Raw genomic sequence first — 20,967 nt, forward strand, 5'->3', positions numbered from 1 at the left:
GTTAGGTCGCCAATACCCAATGAATTCGCTCAGGGATTGCTCATGTCCGTGCCCCGCCTTGCCGTCAGCCATCTGGTCAAGACCTATGCCGGTCGCCGCGTGGTCGATGATGTCAGCCTGAATGTGATGCCGGGGCAGGTGACCTGCCTGCTCGGCCCATCCGGCTGCGGCAAATCCACGACGTTGCGGATCATCGCGGGTGTGGATATGCAGGATAGTGGCACGATCCATGTCGATGGCAACCTGATTTGCGACACGGTGGATAGGGTCCCGCCCGAAGGCCGCTCTATCGGGCTGATGTTTCAGGATTTCGCCTTGTTCCCGCATTTGACCGTGGCGCAGAACGTGGGCTTTGGCCTGCGCGGCCGCCGCGATGACGGGCGGGTCACCGATCTTTTGACCAAGGTCGGCATGCTGCGCTATCTGCATGATTATCCCCATCAATTATCGGGCGGCGAACAGCAGCGCGTGGCCCTGGCCCGCGCCTTGGCGCCCAAACCCCGGATCATGCTGATGGATGAGCCTTTTTCCGGCCTTGATGACCGGCTGCGCGACGATATCCGCGACGAGACGCTGGAGATATTGAAAAGCGAAGGTACCGCCGTTTTGCTGGTGACCCATGAGCCGCATGAGGCCCTGCGTATGGCCGATGAAATCGCCCTGATGCGCGACGGGCGGATCGTGCAGCGCGGATCGCCCTATAACATCTACAACGCACCCAAAGATTTACAGGCGGCAGGGTTTTTCAGCGATATCAATGTGATCAAGGGCAAAGTTCAGGGCGCTTTGACCGATACGCCCTTTGGTCAATTCCTTGCCCCCGGGGTGCCGGACGGGACTGAGGTGGATATCGTGATCCGGCCCCAGCATCTGAAAATCGACTTCGACCGCGCCGGGCGCGGCCCGAACCCGACGCCACAAGACGGCACCGCCGCGCGCGGCGTGGTGCAAAGGGCGCGGTTTATCGGCGCGTCGAGCTTGGTGGAGTTCCGGATGGATTTCGACGGCTCAATCCTGCGCGCCTCGGTGCCATCGGTGTTTTTGCCCAAACCCGGCACGCCGCTCTGGATCATGATCCGGCGGGATCGGTGTTTTGTGTTTCCACGGGGGGCGTGAGTTAGCTTACCCAAAATGGCGATATACCAGATCTGTCGGGTCAGGCCGGGCGGCGTGGCTATCCAAAGTCGCCCCGAGCCTTTCTGCCAGCCGCGCTGACCTTACATTGTCCGGATCGACATAGCTGACCAATGTGCCAAGGCCTCTGGCATTCCGGCCCCAGTCCCGCAAGACCAGTGCAGCCTCATATGCATAACCATGCCCTTCCGCTTGCAGATACAGAAACCAGCCCAGTTCATGCTCAGGGAATAGCGGCCCGGCGTTGATGCCGACCTGCCCGAGACATGCGCCGCTGGCGCTGTCAGTGATCATAAGCGCGCCGCAGCCGTAGAAATGCCATTGCGCGTGATCGGCGCAGAACATGCCCCAAGCGGTGGCAACCTGGAACGGACCGCCCATATAGATGGCGCGATCCGAGGACATCAGGCGAAAATATGCATCCCAGTCCTGCGCATCCATCGGGCGCAGTGTCAGGCGATCAGTCGTCAAAGTGGGTATTTGGGTCATCCGTGACTAGCCCTTACTTCACCCTTCCCGCACGCCCCCCGCGCCGTTTCGCGATCTGCCGCCCCGGCAGTTCCGCCATCACCGCTTTGCGCGCCTCTGGCGTCATGCGCGACCATGCGGTGATCTCGTCAATACTCCGCAGACAGCCCGTACACAGCCGTGTCTCTGGTTGGATCACGCAGACCTTGGTGCAGGGGCTGTCGATCTCGGCGCGTTTCCAGATCTGGTCGCTTGGGTCGGGTTTGCTCATGTGTGACGCTCCAGATGCTGCAGCCGGTCCAGCATGCCTTGCAGAATATAGCCTGCGGCGACATTGTCGATCAGTTCTGCGCGACGTTTGCGGGACGTATCCGACTCCAGAAGCGAGCGTTCGGCGGCCACCGTCGACAGCCGTTCGTCCCAAAAGGTGATCGGCAGCGGCGTCAGTTTTTCCAGATTGCGGGCAAAGGCGCGGGTCGCCTGACAGCGCGGCCCTTCCGATCCGTCCATATTGCGCGGCAGGCCCAGCACAAGGCCCACGATCAACCGGTGCGTCGTGATCTCAAACAGCCGGGCGGCGTCGAGGGTGAATTTCTTGCGCCGGATCGTCTCCAGCGGTGTCGAAACGCTGCGCAAGCCGTCAGAGACCGCGACGCCGATGGTCACAGTGCCCAGATCAAGCCCGGCAATCGCACCCGCCCTTGGCAAGGCGGCGGCGAATTCCTGCGGCGTTTCAAGGATCATTCGATCAGCCCCGCGCCCTGCGCCGCCTCGGTAATCACCTCCAGCGCCGCAGGATCGGCACCGAAAACCTCGCGCCCTTCGACCCAGACGACGCGGGCATCGTCCAGATTGCCCAGCACGCCATAGCCGGTGATCAACCGCGCCCAATCGGCGGCGGTGCCGCCATCATTGGCGAGCCTGTCGGCCAGCCCAGCGACCATGCCGCCGATCATCGCCTCGCGATCCTCGGGCGACATATCCTGTGCGTTCTCAATCTCGGCAGCAGAGGGGCCGCGCATCGCTGGCAGACTGTAGTCAATACCGGCGCGAAACGCCGCATCCTCGATCATTTGGCGGGCAGAGGCGGTGTGGAACGTCTCCGGATCGCCATTTTCCGCGATATCGCGCCACAGGCGATAGGCCAGATCGGGCCGGTCGGTTTGGTCGTAAAGCAGCCCCAGATAATAGCGCGCGGCGATATTTCCCTCGTCCATGGCGAGGATCCGGCGGACCAGCTCCTCCGCCTCGGGCGAGACGAGGCCACCGGCGGCCACGACTTGCAGATCAAGCAGGCGGGTCAGGTCGGTTACCGCGACCTCATCGCCGATGATCGCGATGACCCGTTCCTGCGCCGCAGCGGCACCTGCGTAATTGCGCAGTTCCACCTCGTGAAACGCAAGCCGCGACCAGGCTTCCAGATCGTCGGGGCGGGTGGGCGCAATCTCGCGCAGCCGGTCGATGGCGGCGACATATTCGTCGGGCAGATCAACGGCAGGGGGCGGCGGGGCGACCTGTTGCAGCATCGCCTGTGCGGGGCGGTTGGCGCGCATCTGGTCCGAGGCAGCAAGCCGCGCCTGCAACGGCACATCACCGTATCCGGGTGCGCCGATGCGATCATAGACGGTAAAGGCCACGGCCGCGATCACCACCAGCACCAGCAGGGCGATCACGCCTTGCTGTTTATAGGCCCCGACCGGCGCATCTGCCGTCTTGCTGGCGGCCAGCAAGCGGCGGGCGATTTCATTGCGGGATTGTTCGGCCTCGGACGGGTCCAGCAGGTTGCGTTCCAGATCGCGGTCAATTTCGGCCAGTTGCGCGCGGTATAGGTCGATATCTGGATTGCCCTCGGCCACCTCAGGCGCGCGCAGCAAAGGCACGGCGATAATCCCGGCCACAGCCAGCGTCAGCAGACAGATCACAATCCAGAAAACCATAATGCCTCACATTTCCTGGCCCCGACATAACCGCCCATGGCGAGGGTGAAAAGGCCCTGCGACCCGGTGACCATTCACTGTCTGGCGATGATGTCGTAAATTGCCGGTCAGACGCCGCTGACGATATCCTTTTGCCGCTGCGAAAGGTCCAGACAGGGGCAAGGACCAGCCAGGGAATCTTTTGTGTGAAAAACCGATATTCCGCCTTTGCCATTGCGCGTGAAGCCTTCCGCCAACACAGTGGCTGGACCCGCGCCTGGGCCAATCCCGCGCCAAAGGCGAAATATGATGTGATCATCGTCGGCGCAGGCGGGCATGGTCTGGCGACAGCCTATTATCTGGGTAAGAATTTCGGCATCACCAATGTCGCGATCCTCGAAAAAGGCTGGCTGGGTGGCGGCAATACAGGCCGGAACACAACGATCATCCGCTCGAATTACCTGCAAGATCCCTCTGCCGCGATCTATGAAAAATCGCGCAGCCTTTATGAGACGATGTCGCAGGACCTGAACTATAACGTCATGTTCAGCCCGCGCGGGGTGATCATGCTGGCGCAAACCCAGCATGAGGTGCGGGGATACAAACGCACCGCCCATGCCAATGCGTTGCAGGGTGTCAAAACCGAATGGATCGGCCCGGACCGCGTCAAGGAACTTTGCCCGATCATGAATATCGACGGGCCGCGTTACCCGGTGCTCGGCGGCCTCTGGCAGGCGCGCGGTGGCACGGCGAGGCATGATGCTGTGGCCTGGGGCTATGCGCGGGCCTGTTCCGACATGGGCATGCATGTGATCCAGCAATGCGAGGTGACAGCCGTGCGCCGCGACGGCGCGCGTGTCGTGGGTGTCGATACCACCAAAGGCCCGATTGATTGCGACAAGCTGGGGCTGGTGGTGGCCGGCCATTCCGGTGTGCTGGCGCAAATGGCCGGTTTCCGGCTGCCGATTGAATCTGTGGCCCTACAGGCGCTGGTCAGCGAGCCGATCAAACCCTGCATGGATGTCGTCGTGATGGCCAATACCGTGCATGGCTATATGTCCCAATCCGACAAAGGCGAGATGGTGATTGGCGGCGGCACCGATGGTTACAATAACTACACCCAGCGCGGGTCGTTCCACCATATCGAGGAAACAATCCGCGCGCTGATCGAAACCTTCCCGATGATCGCGCGGCTGAAAATGCTGCGCCAATGGGGCGGGATCGTGGATATCACTGGCGACCGCTCGCCCATTCTGTCGAAAACGCCGGTGGAGGGTGTCTTTGTCAATTGCGGCTGGGGCACCGGCGGGTTCAAGGCAATCCCCGGTTCCGGCTGGGCCATGGCCGAGCTGATGGCCAAGGGCGCGTCGCCGCTGACGGATGAATTTTCGATGTTCCGGTTCCGGGAAGGGAAGTTCATCGATGAAAGCGTGGCGGCGGGGGTGGCGCATTGATGGAGGGGTCGTCACTCGTTCCTGTTTTGGTGGGCGGCGCTATATCACTAGTTAGTTCTGTGGTCATATTGAGCCTTGGACTTCTTATTGAAAGTAAGCGGAAGGGCCGGGCAGCAAAAAGTGAGGCGGCGCTCCAAGCGTTTGTTGGCTTGAACAAGCTTATGATGACGATCAACTCAATTGAAAATATAGCTAAGCACATTGATCGCGAGTTTGAGGGTGCAACTAAAGGCGGAGTAACCCTCGAACCTGCATCAATTTTACGACCGTTAATCGGCGCAATGAACGAAATTGATCTCGTCACGCCGCACGAAATGCTGTTTCTAGCGACAGGTGACGGCGAACTACCAGCCGCTATTCAGGAAATACAACACCGCGCAAGAAACTTGAATGTGATTATCGCGGAATACAATTTGCTGCGACGTGAGCACGATGACTTTCTGGAACGGAATGCAAAAATTGGTGATTTGGACGGAACGAACGTTGGGTACACCCTCTCTGGCAAAGCGCGTAAAATTTCTAAAATCAAGATTGGGCGGCTCAACGTACTTGTGGCGGGAATTATTGAAATGGTCGAAGAAGATAGAAAGACGGTATTTGACGTAACGAACGAATACTTGGCTAAAGCACGAGAGCACTTTGGTAATGATTTCCCTGCGAAGGCTTTAGAAATACGTGCATCTGGCAAGCGGAGCTTAGCGCTTTGAAAAACAGTCTGTCATCTTTTGACCGGAGTTCATCCGCGAATTTTGCTGAGATTTACGCATGTTAACCATACGCGACATGCAGCATAGCACTAACGAGAAGCGTAGCAATTTGCATGTAGTCAAAGGTAGCGCATTGATGGTGCTGCTAAGCTGCAGGGCCAAATCGGCCAAGGATAGCGCATCGCAAGCGCATAAATCGGCTATCCATTGCCGATCAGACCAGCAGACAGGAACCAATTCGCGTCGCGCCGTGTTGTTTGGGCAGATAGCGCAACCAACAGAAAAGGTTTTATCATGTCATATGATCCACAACGCCCGCAGGATCCGCTCAACCAACGCGACCCGCTACATACACCCCCACCCGCTGCCCGCACTGGCACGCCGATGTGGGTCTGGGCGGCCGTCGCCGTGGTTGCGGTCATCCTTCTGGTATTCATGTTCTCGGGCGGCGACGCGCCTGATGCAACAACGCCGGTTGATGACACCAGCGCCCCAGCGCAATCCGACACGATGGCACCGACTGATCCAGCGGCGCCTGCACCTGCTGAACCCGGCATGGGCATTGACGCTGACCCAGCGGCTCCAGCCGAACCGGCTCCTGTCGAGTAACCCAGCCTACTTTCACTGTCTGACAGGCGGGCGCAGCAATGCGTCCGCCTTTTTTGCATCCTGTTCAAAGGCTTACCCATGCTGATCCTGCACTGCCCCTATTGCGGCGTCGATGCCGATGAAACCGATCTGTATGCAGGCGGGCAGGCGCATCTGAAACGGCATGGTCCGGGGTCTACGGATGATCAGTTCGAGGATTACCTATTCATGCGCGAAAACCCCAAAGGAGTGCATTTTGAACGCTGGCGGCATGTTTATGGCTGCGGGAAATGGTTCCTCGCCGCGCGTTGCACCGCGACGTTAGAGGTGTTTGGCACCTATCCCGCCCAGACAACGGAACCGCCGCAGGATATCCGCGACAGGATCAGTGCCAAGCGCCCCGGCTGGACATGGGGGGATTTCGCATGAGCACGCGTCTGGCCCGCTTGGGACGTCTGATCGACAAGAATAAACCCGTCCATTTTACCTTCAACGGCAAACGCTTACGCGGCTTTGCGGGGGATACTTTGGCCTCGGCGCTCTTGGCCAATGACCAGATGCTGGTGGGCCGGTCGTTCAAGTATCACCGCCCGCGTGGTGTGGTGGCGGCGGGTGCCGAGGAACCGAATGGTCTGGTCAATCTGGGCGAGGGCGCGCAGTTTGAACCCAACCAGCGCATCACAACGACTGAATTGTTTGACGGTCTGGTGGCGAAAAGCCAGAACCATTGGCCATCCTTGGAATTCGACGTGGGCGCGATCAATGCGCGCCTGTCGCGCTTTCTCCCTGCGGGGTTTTACTACAAAACCTTCCTGTTTCCGCGATCGTTTTGGAAACATATCTATGAGCCGATCATCCGCCATTCCGCCGGTCTTGGCCGGGCGCCGAGGGATCGGGATGAGGATACATACGAACATTTCAATCTGCATGTGGATGTGCTGGTCGTCGGCGGCGGGATCGCGGGGCTTGCCGCCGCGAAAGCTGCCGGAGAGGCGGGCGCACGCGTTCTGCTGATCGAACAAACCGCCGATTGGGGTGGCCGCGCGATGGTCGATGCACCGCAGATTGACGGGATGGCGGCGGCGGATTGGGTGAATTCCACGCTGCAAGTGCTTGAAGATATGTCGAATATAATCCTGTGTTCACGTTGTATGGGGGCAGGGGTGTACGATCATGGCTATGCGCTCGCCTATGAACGGCTGAGTGACCATGCGCCGGATCAGGACGGCCCGCGTCACCGGCTCTGGCGTATTCGCGCGCGGCAGATCGTGACGGCGACAGGCGCGATAGAGCGGCCTTTGTCCTTTGCGGGCAATGATATTCCCGGTGTCCTGCTGGCCGGGGCTGTGCGCGATTATGCGGTGAATTTCGGCGTGTCGGTGGGCGACCGGACGGTGGTCGTGACCAATAACGACGATGCCTATCGCACGGCGATCACGCTGAAGGAGGCGGGTCTCGAAGTGCCGGTGATCGTTGACGCGCGGCCCGCACCAGAGGGGCCACTGATCGATCAGGCGCGTGCTTTGGGCATCCGGGTGGCAACCGGCAAAGGCATCGCAAAGGTCCTGGGCGGCAAGCGTGTGACTGGCGTGACGCTCTGCGCGCAGGCGGGTGAAGGGGCTGTGCTGGAAGAGATTGCCTGCGATTGCGTCGCCATGTCCGGTGGCTGGTCGCCCGTGGTGCATCTGTGGTCGCATTGCGGTGGCAAGCTGACATGGGATGACGCGCAGGCGATGTTCCGGCCTGACGGGACGCGCCCGCCGACTGGCGCGGACGGGCAGGGCTTCGTGATCGCCGCTGGCGTGGCGAATGGGCATCTGCGCAGCGCGGATGTGCTCGCCGATGCCGTGGCCGCAGGCAAGGCTGCCGCCGGTGCCGCAGGGCATGCGCAGGTGGTGATCCCGGCACCCGTGGCGCTGGATGCCGACGAAGGACCGCTCGCCCCGGTCTGGCTGATGCCGCAAGGGGCATCTTATGAATTACGCGCCAAAGCATGGCTGGATTTCCAGAATGATGTGAAGGTGTCGGATGTCCAATTGGCCGCACAGGAGGGGTTTGAAAGCGTCGAACATGCCAAACGCTATACCACCTTGGGGATGGCAACAGATCAAGGGAAGCTGAGCAATATCAACGGTCTGGCGGTGCTTTCTGATGCATTGAATGCGGCGATCCCGCAGGTCGGCACCACAACCTTCCGCCCGCCCTATACGCCGATTTCCATGGCGGCGATCGCGGGGGCGGCGCGGGATGAGATTTTCCAGCCGCTGCGCAAGACCCCGATGTCGGATTGGCATAATTCCAATGGCGCCGACAATGAACCTGTCGGGCAATGGCGCAGGCCCTTTGCTTATGTCCGTGAAGGTGAAACCGTCGAGACGGCGGTGCACCGCGAGGTCATCAACGCCCGCAATAATGTCGGGCTGCTGGATGCTTCGACCCTTGGCAAGCTGGTGGTCAAAGGGCCGGATGCGGGCAAGTTTCTTGATATGCTCTATACCAATATGATGTCCAATCTGGCCGTCGGCAAATGTCGTTACGGGCTGATGTGTTCCGAAAACGGGTTCCTGATGGATGACGGCGTGGTCGCGCGGATGTCTGATGACACCTGGCTCTGCCACACCACCACCGGCGGGGCGGAGCGTATTCATGCGTGGATGGAAGACTGGCTGCAATGCGAATATTGGGACTGGAAAGTCTATGTCGCCAATGTCACTGAACAATATGCGCAGATCGCTGTCGTCGGGCCGAAAGCGCGGAACTTGTTGGACAGTCTAGGCGGCATGGACCTGTCGGCGCTGCCTTTCATGCACTGGCAGGCAGGACAGATCGGCGGTTTCGATGCGCGGGTGTTCCGGATCAGTTTCTCGGGTGAGCTGAGCTATGAAATCGCCGTGCCTGCCGGGCAGGGCCGGGCCTTCTGGGACCTACTGCTGGCGGCGGGTGCTGAGTTTGGCGTGATGCCCTATGGCACCGAGGCTTTGCATATCATGCGTGCCGAGAAAGGCTTTATCATGATCGGCGATGAAACCGATGGTACAGTGATCCCGCAGGATTTGAACCTGCATTGGGCCTTGTCCAGGAAGAAAGATGATTATCTGGGCAGACGCGCGCAGGAACGCCGTTTCATGGATAACCCGGATCGCTGGCGACTGGTGGGGTTGGAAACGCTCGATGGCTCGGTCCTGCCCGACGGCGCCTATGCGATGGTCGAAGGTGTCAACGCCAACGGGCAGCGGAATACGCAGGGCCGCGTCACCTCGACCTATCACTCGCCCACATTGGGGCGCGGGATTGCCATGGGGCTGGTGCATCGCGGGCCTGACAGAATGGGCGAGGTGATCAGTTTCAACACGGTGGAAGAGGGCAAGACCGTCGCGGCCCGCATCGTTGATCCGGTGTTCTATGACAAAGAAGGGGCAAAGCAGAATGTCTGATGCGGTGAGCGCCCTGCAAGGCCGGATGGTGCCCGGCGAAGTGACTGTGCGCGAGGCCGGTTTGCGCGGGATGATCACCCTGCGCGGGGATTTATCCGACGCCGCACTGCGCGCGGTTTGTGCAGAGGTGACGGGATGCGACTTTCCTGATCGCGGCAAAATCACTGCCGAGGGCGAGATGGCCCTGTGCTGGATGTCGCCGGATGAAATCCTGATCCTGCTGCCCTACGCACAGGTGACGGGCGCTTTGGCGCGGAACGACGCGGCCCTGCAAGGCCAGCATTATCTGGCCGAAAATGTTTCTGACGCCCGCGCGCTGATCCTCGTTGAAGGCGATTTCGCGCGGGAAGTCATGGCCAAAGTCACCCCCGTCGATCTGCATCCCGCGCAGTTCGGCCCCGGTGATTTCCGCCGCTCGCGGCTGTCGCAAGTGCCTGCGGCTTTCTGGATGACCGATGAAGATACTTTCGCGGTGATCTGTTTCCGCTCGGTTGCGGAATATGCCTTTGATCTGCTGGTAGCCTCGGCCAAGGCGGGCCGTGTCGGGGTGTTTTGACGTGGCTGACCGCGCGGGGCGCGGTGCCTCCGGCGGGGATATTTATACTCGGAAGATGGGCTAGAATCGTGGCTTGCCCTTGACCTTCGGGCAGGTGAGGGCCACCTAAGAGGAGACGCCATTTGAACAACAAAGAGGACTAACCATGTCATTCTCCCTTCCCGATCTGCCCTATGCCCATGATGCGCTGGCCGCCAAAGGCATGTCCGCCGAGACGCTGGAATTTCACCATGACATCCACCACAACGCCTATGTGACCAATGGCAACAAGGCGATTGAAGGCACCGAATGGGCCGGCAAATCGCTGGAAGAGATCATTACCGGCACCTATGATAAATCTGCCGTCGCGCAGAATGGTATCTTCAACAATATCAGCCAGTTGTGGAACCATAACCAGTTCTGGGAAATGATGTCGCCTGATGTTAGCAAGATGCCAAGCGAGCTGGAAAAGGCTTTGGTTGAAAATTTCGGCTCCGTCGATGATTTCAAGACCAAATTCAGCGAAGCCGGTGCCGGACAGTTCGGCTCTGGCTGGGCCTGGCTGGTGAAGAAGGAAGACGGATCGCTGGCAATCACCAAGACCGAAAATGGTGTGAACCCGCTCTGTTTCGGTCAGACCGCCTTGTTGGGCTGTGATGTCTGGGAACATTCCTATTACATCGATTTCCGCAACAAGCGGCCCGCCTATCTGACCAATTTCCTCGATAACCTTGTGAATTGGGAAAACGTCGCTAGCCGGATGTAATTGCTGCAGCGACATGGACAATTGCAAAGACCCGTGGGAAACCCTGCGGGTCTTTTGCTTTGGGGGTTTACGATGATGGGTCCTGATCTGGCCGCGATCCATGCGGCGGCGGATATTCTGCGGGATGCGGTGATTGCGACGCCGGTCCTGCCGCTGACATCGGCGCGCTGGGATGGGGTTTTGCCGGACTGCGCCAGCGCGACGCTGAAGCTGGAATTGTTCCAGCAGGCCGGGTCGTTCAAGGCGCGCGGCGCCTATCTGGGGATCATGGGGCTGGATTCGGCAGAGCGTGCCGCGGGCGTGGTCGCGGCCAGCGGCGGCAATCATGCGCTGGCGGTGGCCTGGGCCGCGCAGGCGGCGGGTGTCGCGGCCCTGATCTGCATGCCGCGCGCGGTGGACCCGGCACGGATCGCAGGCTGCGAGGCTTTGGGGGCGGAGGTCGCGCTTTACGATGATATGGCCGCTGCCTTTGCCGCGATGAATGATGCGGCGGACAAGGGCCGGACGCTGATGCATCCGTTCGAGGCCGCGCATATGGTTCTGGGGGCCACGAGTTGTGGGTTGGAATATCTGGCTCAGGCACCGGATGTGGAGACGTTCATCGTGCCGATTGGCGGCGGTGGGCTGATTTCCGGCATGGCCTGCGCCATCAAACAGGCGCGTCCCGATGCGCAGGTGATCGGGGTCGAGCCATTTGGTGCCGACAGCATGTTCCGATCATTGGGGAAGGGAGCGCCTGTCACTTTGGACCGGGTCGCGACGATTGCCGATAGTCTTGGGGCACCGTTGGCGCTGCCCTATACCTTTGGGATCGTGCAGCACTACGTCGACAGGATCGTGCGGATCGACGATGCCGAGATGCTGCGCGCGATGGAGATGTATCAATCCATTCTGCGGATCACCGCCGAACCGGCCTGTGCTGCGTCACTTGCTGCAATGCTCGGGCCGTTAAAGGATGATCTGACAGACCGGCATGTCGGCATCATCGCCTGTGGGTCGAATATCTCGCTGACCCGCTATGCGGCGCTGATGTCATAGCGCCGTTTGCAGCGCCTGTTCCAAAGCATCTACATCATCGGCCACGCTGACGAATGCCAGAATGTCGTCACCGGCAAAGCGCTGATCCACCACATGCCGCAACAGCGCCAGCAACGGGTCCCAGAACCCGTTGATATTCAGCAGGACAATCGGCTTGGCATGCAGCCCCAATTGCCGCCATGTCAGCGCCTCGAAAAATTCGTCCAGCGATCCCGCGCCACCGGGCAGGACCACGACCGCATCGGCATTCATGAACATCACCTTTTTGCGTTCATGCATCGTCTCGGTCACGATGAACTGGTCCAGATCGGGCTTGCCGACCTCGCGTGCCATCAGATGGGTTGGGATCACGCCAAAGGTGCGGCCACCGGCCTGTTGCACCGCTTGTGCCACGCGGCCCATCAACCCGACATCGCCCGCGCCATAGACCAGCCGCCAGTCGTTGCGGACCAGCATCGCGCCGGTATCCGTCGCGGCGGCAGCGAAATCGGGCTGCGCGCCATCGCGAGAGCCGCAATAAACACACACTGATCGTGGAAAATCTTTCATTTGCACCCTATTGTTGCAGCTTCGCTTTGACCCGGTCATAGCGGGCTTGCTAGTCTGGCTCAACCATCTGGCGGGGAACAGTGACGTGAACGAGGATAAGGGATTCCAGAATAAAGGCTGGGCGCTTGGCGCTTTGGCCATCGTGGTGATTGGTGGGGCTGCGTTTTATCTCCGGCCTGCGCCTGTGCCTGAAGTGGCACCGCAGGTTGCAGTGGCAGCGCCTGCACCGGTCCAAGCGCCGGTTGAGGCCGAGGCCACAGCGCCTGTCTTCGACACGTTCCGCCTTGACCCTGACGGCGGCATGGTTGTCGCGGGCCGCGCCGCACCGGGGCAAGTGGTGGAGCTGATCCTCGCCGATGAGGTGATCGCCAGTGCCGAGGCTGATGCCAGCGGCAGTTTCGTGATGCTGACCGAGGCCGGGCCATCCGATGCGCCGCGCCGCCTGTCTTTGCTGGCCGATCCTGCCGGCGCCGCGCTGCCATCGCAGGGCAGCTATCTGGTCGCCCCGATCACAGCGCCCGTCGCCATCGCCGAAGCGGCCCCCGCCATCGCCGAAGCGGCCCCCGCCATCGCCGATGTGGATGACCAGCCGGTTGATGTACTGGCCGAAATTGCCGCCCCCGCACCGGCACCTGCCACAACACCTGTCGTCGTGCAGGCTGATCCAGAGGGGCTGCGCATCGTGCAAGGCGCACCCGCCTTGCCTGCCCCCAATGTTGTGCTGGATGCGATCACCTATGACCCTGACGGCACCTTGCAACTGGCAGGCCGCGCCACCGGCAGCGGGCAGGTGCAGATCTATCTTGATGATCAGCCAATCTCGACCGCGCCGGTGCTGGAAGGGCGCGACTGGCGCATTGATCTCCCCGATGTCGCGACCGGCATCTATACCTTGCGGATTGATGAGGTCGATGCGAGTGGCGCTGTCGTGTCCCGTCTTGAAACCCCGTTCCAGCGCGAGGCGGCAGCCAATGTCGCCGCCGCGATGGCGGACGACACCAGTGAGGACGGGTTCGAGGTCGCGATCCGCACTGTGCAACCCGGATCGACGCTCTGGGCGATTGCCGAGGAAACCTTGGGCAGCGGCATTTTCTATGTGCAGGTGTTCGAGGCCAACAGCGATCTGATCCGCGATCCTGATCTGATCTATCCCGGCCAGATCTTCCGCATCCCAGACCCGGCAGAGTGACCCTGTCGCACTGGTCAATGCCCGGCCAGCCGCTTAGGTAAAGGCGTCAGCCGGAGAGAGATATGCGCCCCACCCATCATTCCGATGCCAATCTGGATAACACCCGCACCCAAGGCTGGCGGGTGATCCGGCGTGTTGCACCCTATATCTGGCCCGATGGGCGGGTCTGGGTCAAACGCCGCGTGGTTTTGGCGCTGCTGATCCTGCTTTTGGCCAAGGTGATCGCTGCCGGCACGCCGATCCTGTATAAATACGCTGTCGATGCTCTGGCACCCGAAGGGGCCGATGCCGCGACAATATTGGGGCTGGGGGCGGTCGGGCTGACGCTGGCCTATGGCCTGGCGCGGCTGATGAATGTGGGCTTTCAGCAATTGCGCGATGTGGTCTTTACCCCGGTCGGGCAGCGCGCCTTGCGGCAATTGGCGTTAGAGACGTTTACCCATATCCACCGCCTGTCGCTGCGCTATCACATCACGCGCAAGACCGGCGGTCTGAGCCGGGTCATCGAACGCGGTGTCAAAGGCGTGGATTTCTTGCTGCGGTTCCTGTTGTTCTCGATCGGGCCGCTGATCCTTGAACTGCTGATGATCGCGGTGGTGTTGTTTTTCTTGTTTGACGTCTGGTATCTGACGGTCGTTCTGGGGACCATCGCGCTATATGTCTGGTTCACCTTTGCAATTACCGAATGGCGGGTGAAGATCCGCAAGATCATGAATGATCAGGATACGGATGCGAACCAGAAAGCCATCGACAGCTTGCTGAATTTCGAAACCGTCAAATATTTCGGTGCCGAAAAATGGGAGGCGGATCGCTATGACCGCGCCATGGCACAATATGAAAACGCCGCGATCCGCACCAATTATTCGCTGGCCTTTCTGAACTTCGGCCAGTCCGTGCTGATCACCGGCGGGCTGGTGCTGGTCATGGTCATGGCCGCTTACGGCGTTCAGCGCGGCGATCTGACGGTGGGCGATTTCGTGATGGTGAATGCCTATATGATCCAGATCACCATGCCGCTGAATTTCCTCGGCACGGTCTACCGCGAGATCCGGCAGGCGCTGATCGATATGGGCGATATGTTTGATCTTCTCGGTCAACCGGCAGAGGTGCAGGATGCCCCCGATGCCAAGCCCTTGGTCGTAACGGGCGGGCGTGTGACCTTGCGCGATGTGACATTCGGCTATGATGCCGCGCGGGGGATATTGAAGGGGATCAACCTTGATGTCGCCCCCGGTCAGACGGTCGCGATTGTCGGCTCATCCGGGTCAGGCAAATCCACCATCGGGCGGCTTCTTTTCCGGTTCTATGACGTCACCGGCGGCGCGCTGCTGATCGATGATCAGGATATCCGCGATGTCACGCAGGACACATTGCACGCCCAGATCGGCGTCGTGCCGCAGGATACGGTGCTGTTCAACGACACGGTGCATTACAACATCGCCTATGGCAGGCCCGATGCGGGCGAGGCCGCGATCATCGCCGCCGCGAAAGCCGCCAAGATCCATGAGTTTATCATCAGCCTGCCTGATGGTTACCAGACCCAGGTCGGCGAACGCGGGCTGAAACTGTCGGGCGGTGAGAAACAGCGCGTCGGCATCGCGCGCACCTTGCTGAAAAACCCGCCGATCCTGCTCTTGGATGAGGCGACAAGCGCGCTCGACACTCAGACCGAGATGGAGATTCAGGCCGAGCTGAAGGCGATGGGCCGTGGCCGCACGGTGATCACCATCGCGCACCGCTTGTCCACTATCGCCGATGCTGATCTGATCGTGGTGTTAGAGGATGGCGTGATCGTCGAACAGGGCACGCATGATCTGCTGCTGGCGCAAGACGGCCGTTATGCGCATCTGTGGAACCGCCAGACCGAGGAAGAGGCCGCGCCGGTTTGACGCGCCACCGTGATCCGGTCGGGGAGAACCCCGACCTACGGCTATTGTAGGGCGGGGTTCTCCCCGCCACGACATCCAGCCAACCCGTAGGGCGGGGTTCACCCCGCCACGCCCCACCAAGGAAAGAACACCATGCCCGACACACTCCCCCCATGCCCCGAATGCGGCGCGACCTTCACCTATGCGGTGGATGCCCTGCTCAACTGCCCCTCTTGCGGGCATGAATGGTCCGCCGAACCCGCCGATACTGATACCGACGTGATCCGCGATTCCGTCGGCAATATCTTGCAAGACGGCGACACCGTTACCGTGATCAAGGATCTCAAGGTCAAGGGCTCCTCAACCGCGCTCAAGGTTGGCACAAAGGTCACCGGCATCCGTCTGGTCAGCGGCGATCATGATATTGACTGCAAGATCCCCGGTTTCGGCCAGATGGGGCTGAAATCGCAATTCGTCAAAAAGATCAGCGATTAACCAGCGTAGGGCGGGGTTCACCCCGCCACCCCCAACAAAAAAGCCCCGGCGTTTCCACCGGGGCCTTTTGTAGCGATGCGCTGGCTTTACGCTGATTTCGCCAGATTGCGCAGCACGTAATGCAGCACGCCACCGTTTTCGATATATTCGATCTCGACCGCTGTATCGATCCGGCATTTCACGGTGATGTCCTTGACCGTGCCATCGGCCATGGTGATCTGGGCTGTCATCTCCTGCAACGGCTTGACCGCATCCAGCCCCAGGATCGTCACGGTTTCTTCACCCGTCAGGCCCAGCGATTTCCGCGTATCGCCGCCGGTGAATTCAAACGGCACCACGCCCATACCGACGAGATTGGAGCGGTGGATACGTTCAAAGCTTTCCGCGATCACGGCCTTGACGCCCAGCAAGGCGGTGCCTTTCGCGGCCCAGTCACGGCTGGAGCCTGCGCCATATTGCTCACCCGCAAAGATGACCAAAGGCGTGCCGTTCTCCTGATGCGCCATGGCGGCATCGAAGATCGAGGTCTGTGCGCCATCCGGCCCTGTGGTATAGCCACCTTCGACGCCATCCAGCATCTCATTCTTGATGCGGATATTGGCAAAAGTGCCGCGCATCATCACCTCATGATTGCCGCGCCGCGACCCGTAAGAGTTGAATTCGCGCAAAGGCACCTGACGGTCGATCAGATATTGCCCGGCCGGGGTGGTATCCTTGAACGACCCGGCAGGGGAAATATGGTCGGTCGTGACCATATCACCCAGGATCGCCAGCACCTTGGCATCTTTCACGTTCTGGATCGTGCCGGCATCCTTGGCCATGCCTTTGAAATAAGGCGGGTTCTGGACGTAGGTGGATGAGGCGGGCCAATCATAGGTCTCGCTATCCGTTGTCTCGACCGCCTGCCATTTCTCATCGCCTTTGAACACATCGGCGTATTTCTTGATGAAGGCTTCGCGCGTCACAGTGCGCTCAACCAATTCATTGATCTCTGCCGAGGTCGGCCAGATATCACGCAGATAGACGTCATTGCCGTCTTTATCCTGCCCGATCACATCGGTCGCGATATTGACGTTCATGTCACCGACCAAAGCATAGGCCACGACCAAGGGCGGCGAGGCCAGATAGTTTGCGCGCACGTCAGGCGAAATCCGGCCCTCAAAGTTGCGGTTGCCGGACAGGACCGATGTCGCGATCAGATCGTAATCATTGATCGCCTTGCTGATCGCAGGGTCCAGCGGGCCGGAGTTGCCGATGCAAGTTGTGCAGCCATAGCCGACAAGGTTGAACCCGATGGAATCGAGGTCCTCTTGCAGGCCCGCAGCCTCCAGATATTCCGACACGACCTGTGACCCGGGGGCGAGCGATGTTTTCACCCAAGGTTTACGGTTCAGACCCAGTGCGCGTGCTTTTCGCGCGACCAGACCGGCCCCGATCATCACATAGGGGTTCGATGTATTGGTGCAGGATGTGATCGAGGCGATGACAATCGACCCGTCATGCAACTGGTAAGTGCCTTCCTCGGTCTTCACATAGCCACGGCTATGGTGGCCTTCATCGCCGGGGATGGTCGCAGGTTCCGGCTGGCCGCCTTCACCTTCCCAACGGACTTCTTCCTTGGCGGTGGCATCGACGCCGCCGCGCAGACCTTTGACGTAATCGCCAAAGGCTGTGCCTGCCACATCCAGATTGATGTGATCCTGCGGCCGTTTCGGGCCGGAAATCGCAGGCACCACAGTGCCCATGTCCAGCGACAATGTCTCTGTATAGACTGGCGCGTAATCCGCACCACGCCAGAACCCGTTTTCCTTGGCATAGGCTTCGACCAGCGCGATGCGGTCCTCGTCCCGGCCGGTGTTGCGCAGGTAGCGCAGAGTTTCATTGTCAATCGGGAAGAAACCACAGGTAGCCCCATATTCGGGGGCCATGTTCGCGATCGTCGCCCGGTCGGCCAGCGGCAGGTTATCAAGACCCGCGCCATAGAATTCCACAAACTTGCCGACAACGCCCAGTGCGCGCAGCATTTCCACGACTTTCAGCACAAGGTCGGTGCCTGTGGTGCCTTCGGTCATCGCCCCTGTCAGCTCAAACCCGACAACTTCGGGGATCAGCATCGACACGGGCTGGCCCAGCATCGCGGCCTCTGCCTCGATCCCGCCGACGCCCCAGCCGAGAACGGCCAGACCATTGACCATGGTGGTGTGGCTGTCGGTGCCGACCAACGTGTCAGGATAGGCGACCAATTCGCCGTTCTGGTCCGTATCGGTCCAGACGGTCTGGGACAGATATTCCAGGTTCACCTGATGGCAGATGCCGGTGCCCGGTGGCACGACGCGGAAATTGTTGAACGCACCCTGACCCCATTTCAGGAACTGATAGCGTTCCATGTTCCGTTCATATTCGCGGTCCACGTTCATCTGAAAGGCGCGGGGATTGCCGAATTCGTCGATCATCACCGAATGGTCGATGACCAGATCGACCGGGTTCAACGGGTTGATCTGCTGGGCATCGCCACCCAAGGCCTTGATCCCGTCGCGCATCGCGGCAAGGTCAACGACAGCGGGAACGCCGGTGAAATCCTGCATCAGCACGCGGGCCGGGCGATAGGCGATTTCGCGGGGGTTCTTGCCGCCTTTGTCGGCCCATTCGGAAAAGGCTTTGATATCATCGACCGAGACGGAAAAACCGCCATCTTCGAACCGCAGCAGGTTTTCCAGCACGACCTTCAGCGCGGCGGGCAATTTGGAAAAATCGCCCAAGCCTGCAGCCTCGGCCGCGGCGATGGAGTAATAGGCGACCGATTGGTCCCCCACGGTCAATGTCTTGCGGGTCTTGGCGGTGTCTTTACCGACGGTAACGGTCATGGCTATCCCTTTCATGGCTTATGCAAAGCAAGGCTATTGCGCCGCTTTTGCCCCATGCCGCGCCACCGATCAAGGGGGTCGCGTGAATATTTGTATACCATTGCACACAATTGACGGATTTTTGCCGCATTCATACTGAAACAATGGATACAAGACAGTCGCGATTGGTTGATTGGCCATTTCAGCCAGATTTGCCTAGATGTTTCACGCGGCATAACTTTGGATGACACATGCGCTTTTTGCTTTTCACGATCACGTTTTTTGGTTTTCTGCAGAACACGCAGGCTGTCGCCCAGAATAATGCCGTCGTCGTTGAATTGTTCACGTCGCAAGGCTGTTCAGCCTGTCCGCCTGCCGATGAAATCCTGCGCGAACTTGCCGCGCGCGATGACGTGATCGCGCTGGCGCTGCATGTGGATTACTGGGATTACATCGGCTGGGTCGATGTGTTCGGCAGCGCGGAAAACACCGCCCGCCAACAGGCCTATGCGCGCGCGGCACAGGCAACCTCGGTCTATACGCCGCAAATGATCGTAGGCGGGATCGACCAATTGGTCGGATCGCGCGCGATGCAGGTGATGCAGACGCTGAACGAACATAGCCGCGTGAAACAGGCCTTTGATCTGCGCCTGACGCGTTCGGCTGACGGCCTGCTCATCCGCGCTGATCCGGGCGTGCCGGGCACCTATGATGTGCAGATGGTGCGCTACGTGCCGTCGCAGACTGTCGATATCCGGCGCGGTGAAAATGCCGGTCGGGCTTTTGACTATGCCAATGTCGTCACCTCCTGGGATGTGCTGGGGCAATGGAACGGCGTCACCCCGCTTGAAATGCGCGCAGCAGCCGATGGGCCTGATCCCGTTGTCGTGATCATCCAGAAAGCCGGGCAGGGCGCGATTGTCGCCGCCGCAAGGCTGCGCTAATTGTCAGCGCGCGGTTTCCAGCGCCTGTGAACCCAGAACCATTGTGATGGATTGCGCGCGATCTGCCGTTCAAGCGCAAGGGTCAGGCTGGCCATCATCTGAACTGGCGCGTCATGTGCGACGGGCGCATCCAGCAAGATCTCGAATGATACGCCATCCGCTTGCCGCACACCGAAATAGGGAATGACCAGCGCATCTGTCTTGATCGCGATATCGGCAATGGATGTCGCAGTATGCGCCGGATGGCCCAGAAACGGGATCGCAGGCCCTTTGGCCGCCACATCGAACAATAACGTGCCCATGCCACCGCCGCGCAGATGCCGCACGAACCCCATCGTGCCCTGACGGCCCTGTTCAAAAACCGGCCCCCCCCAGGATGTCATTGTCTTGGCATAATGGGCGTTGAAAAAGGCGTTCTGCATCGGACGGTACAGCCCGCCGATATCATAGCCCAGCCGGGTCAGCACCTGACGGGGGGCTTCATGATTGCCGAAATGCCCGGTGGCAAAGATCACCGGGCGCTTGTCTGTGGCCGCCTGCTGCAAGGCCGCGACACCGGGCCCTGTCGGCATCGTCCCGGCCAGCCGTGCGCCGAATTCAGCCCAGGAATAATTCTCGATCAGGGTGCGGCCGAAATTGTCGCAACAGGCACGGGCCAGTTGGCGCCGCTCTGCCAGATCCATCTGGGGATAGATCAAGGTCAGATGCGTCTCGGCTCGTTTGCGATATCCGGCCAAAGGCGCGATCCCCTGCGCCAAAGCCTGGCCCATCAGGCGCACGCGCAGCGGATAGGGCAGGCGCTTCGCCCCACCAATCAGCCCGCGCAGCGCGATATCGGCTAGCCGGTCGGCTCTGCTGCCGGTGATGGCGGGTTCTTCAGCCGGGGTTGTGTCCGGGCTGTGCAGGTCGGCTGCAGTTTGCACCGGGGCAGTTGCAGGATCGGTGCGTGGATCATGTTTTTGTGACATGCCGCAGGATTAAGCAAAACCATGCTGGCTGTCCACGCGAATACGGCAGGGGTGGGCGGGGCCTGACCCAG

Annotated in this window: 20 protein-coding genes; 13 read left to right on the forward strand and 7 right to left on the reverse strand. The window is 60.2% G+C overall.

Features of this window, described 5'->3' with window-relative positions; translation table 11 throughout:
• Positions 1 to 42: 42 nt before the first annotated feature.
• On the forward strand, positions 43 to 1,116 hold the full coding sequence (locus tag VOY09_RS01245) for an ABC transporter ATP-binding protein (protein WP_322892700.1): 1,074 nt from the start codon (positions 43 to 45) through the stop codon (positions 1,114 to 1,116).
• A gap of 6 nt (positions 1,117 to 1,122) precedes the next feature.
• On the opposite strand, the gene VOY09_RS01250 is transcribed toward VOY09_RS01245, so the two are convergent.
• From VOY09_RS01250 to ccmI, 4 genes are read right to left on the reverse strand one after another with little or no spacing between them, the layout of a single operon-like run.
• A complete protein-coding gene (locus VOY09_RS01250) occupies positions 1,123 to 1,623 on the reverse strand; it encodes a GNAT family N-acetyltransferase (RefSeq protein ID WP_322892699.1) in 501 nt (166 codons plus the stop codon).
• Positions 1,624 to 1,636: 13 nt separating this feature from the next.
• Positions 1,637 to 1,873, reverse strand: a complete 237-nt coding sequence (locus tag VOY09_RS01255; protein WP_322892698.1) for a DUF1289 domain-containing protein — start codon at positions 1,871 to 1,873, stop codon at positions 1,637 to 1,639.
• Positions 1,870 to 2,346: a Holliday junction resolvase RuvX gene (gene ruvX / locus VOY09_RS01260; RefSeq protein WP_322892697.1), complete on the reverse strand. Its 477-nt coding sequence runs from the start codon at positions 2,344 to 2,346 to the stop codon at positions 1,870 to 1,872. Before ruvX ends, VOY09_RS01255 begins: the two co-directional genes overlap by 4 nt.
• Entirely contained in the window at positions 2,343 to 3,539 is a 1,197-nt protein-coding gene (gene ccmI / locus VOY09_RS01265) for a c-type cytochrome biogenesis protein CcmI (protein ID WP_322892696.1), read from the reverse strand. The genes ruvX and ccmI overlap by 4 nt, the downstream gene beginning before the upstream one ends.
• A gap of 185 nt (positions 3,540 to 3,724) precedes the next feature.
• Between ccmI and VOY09_RS01270 the strand changes: the two genes are divergently transcribed.
• The 8 genes from VOY09_RS01270 to VOY09_RS01305 all read left to right on the forward strand — a co-directional run bounded on the left by VOY09_RS01270 (position 3,725) and on the right by VOY09_RS01305 (position 12,040).
• Positions 3,725 to 4,972, forward strand: a complete 1,248-nt coding sequence (locus VOY09_RS01270) for a sarcosine oxidase subunit beta family protein (protein ID WP_322892695.1) — start codon at positions 3,725 to 3,727, stop codon at positions 4,970 to 4,972.
• Positions 4,972 to 5,679 carry a hypothetical protein gene (locus VOY09_RS01275; protein ID WP_322892694.1) on the forward strand — a complete coding sequence of 236 codons (708 nt, stop codon included), beginning with the start codon at positions 4,972 to 4,974 and terminating at the stop codon, positions 5,677 to 5,679. The genes VOY09_RS01270 and VOY09_RS01275 overlap by 1 nt, the downstream gene beginning before the upstream one ends.
• 294 nt (positions 5,680 to 5,973) lie before the next feature.
• Positions 5,974 to 6,288, forward strand: a complete 315-nt coding sequence (locus tag VOY09_RS01280) for a hypothetical protein (RefSeq protein WP_322892693.1) — start codon at positions 5,974 to 5,976, stop codon at positions 6,286 to 6,288.
• A 78-nt stretch (positions 6,289 to 6,366) separates the two neighbouring features.
• Positions 6,367 to 6,696 (forward strand): sarcosine oxidase subunit delta, encoded by a 330-nt coding sequence (locus VOY09_RS01285; RefSeq protein ID WP_322892692.1) that lies wholly within the window; start codon positions 6,367 to 6,369, stop codon positions 6,694 to 6,696.
• A complete protein-coding gene (locus VOY09_RS01290) occupies positions 6,693 to 9,701 on the forward strand; it encodes a sarcosine oxidase subunit alpha family protein (protein WP_322892691.1) in 3,009 nt (1,002 codons plus the stop codon). Before VOY09_RS01285 ends, VOY09_RS01290 begins: the two co-directional genes overlap by 4 nt.
• The gene (locus VOY09_RS01295) at positions 9,694 to 10,257 is read left to right on the forward strand and encodes a sarcosine oxidase subunit gamma (RefSeq protein WP_322892690.1); all 564 of its coding nucleotides are present in this window, start codon (positions 9,694 to 9,696) and stop codon (positions 10,255 to 10,257) included. Before VOY09_RS01290 ends, VOY09_RS01295 begins: the two co-directional genes overlap by 8 nt.
• 145 nt (positions 10,258 to 10,402) lie before the next feature.
• Positions 10,403 to 11,002, forward strand: a complete 600-nt coding sequence (locus tag VOY09_RS01300; protein WP_322892689.1) for a superoxide dismutase — start codon at positions 10,403 to 10,405, stop codon at positions 11,000 to 11,002.
• Between the two features lie 72 nt (positions 11,003 to 11,074).
• Positions 11,075 to 12,040 (forward strand): threonine ammonia-lyase, encoded by a 966-nt coding sequence (locus tag VOY09_RS01305; protein WP_322892688.1) that lies wholly within the window; start codon positions 11,075 to 11,077, stop codon positions 12,038 to 12,040.
• Here the strand turns inward: VOY09_RS01305 and VOY09_RS01310 are convergent.
• Positions 12,035 to 12,589 carry a TIGR00730 family Rossman fold protein gene (locus VOY09_RS01310; protein ID WP_322892687.1) on the reverse strand — a complete coding sequence of 185 codons (555 nt, stop codon included), beginning with the start codon at positions 12,587 to 12,589 and terminating at the stop codon, positions 12,035 to 12,037. The genes VOY09_RS01305 and VOY09_RS01310 overlap by 6 nt on opposite strands.
• An 85-nt stretch (positions 12,590 to 12,674) precedes the next feature.
• Between VOY09_RS01310 and VOY09_RS01315 the strand changes: the two genes are divergently transcribed.
• From VOY09_RS01315 to VOY09_RS01325, 3 genes are all read left to right on the forward strand, one after another.
• Positions 12,675 to 13,778, forward strand: coding sequence for a LysM peptidoglycan-binding domain-containing protein (locus tag VOY09_RS01315; RefSeq protein WP_322892686.1), 1,104 nt, complete (start codon positions 12,675 to 12,677; stop codon positions 13,776 to 13,778).
• A gap of 62 nt (positions 13,779 to 13,840) precedes the next feature.
• Entirely contained in the window at positions 13,841 to 15,667 is a 1,827-nt protein-coding gene (locus VOY09_RS01320; protein WP_322892685.1) for an ABC transporter ATP-binding protein/permease, read from the forward strand.
• A gap of 132 nt (positions 15,668 to 15,799) precedes the next feature.
• Positions 15,800 to 16,141: a zinc ribbon domain-containing protein YjdM gene (locus VOY09_RS01325; RefSeq protein ID WP_322892684.1), complete on the forward strand. Its 342-nt coding sequence runs from the start codon at positions 15,800 to 15,802 to the stop codon at positions 16,139 to 16,141.
• An 86-nt stretch (positions 16,142 to 16,227) separates the two neighbouring features.
• Here the strand turns inward: VOY09_RS01325 and acnA are convergent, their stop codons facing one another.
• The gene (gene acnA, locus VOY09_RS01330; protein WP_322892683.1) at positions 16,228 to 19,005 is read right to left on the reverse strand and encodes an aconitate hydratase AcnA; all 2,778 of its coding nucleotides are present in this window, start codon (positions 19,003 to 19,005) and stop codon (positions 16,228 to 16,230) included.
• Between the two features lie 230 nt (positions 19,006 to 19,235).
• Here acnA and VOY09_RS01335 point away from each other — a divergent pair, with 230 nt between their 5' ends.
• Positions 19,236 to 19,928 (forward strand): DUF1223 domain-containing protein, encoded by a 693-nt coding sequence (locus tag VOY09_RS01335; protein ID WP_322892682.1) that lies wholly within the window; start codon positions 19,236 to 19,238, stop codon positions 19,926 to 19,928.
• Here VOY09_RS01335 and VOY09_RS01340 read toward each other — a convergent pair.
• Entirely contained in the window at positions 19,925 to 20,896 is a 972-nt protein-coding gene (locus VOY09_RS01340; protein WP_322892681.1) for a lauroyl acyltransferase, read from the reverse strand. The genes VOY09_RS01335 and VOY09_RS01340 overlap by 4 nt on opposite strands.
• Between the last annotated feature and the right edge of the window lie 71 nt (positions 20,897 to 20,967).

Origin of the sequence: Yoonia sp. 67-2 (assembly GCF_035117555.1) — a bacterium.
Lineage (GTDB): Bacteria > Pseudomonadota > Alphaproteobacteria > Rhodobacterales > Rhodobacteraceae > Yoonia.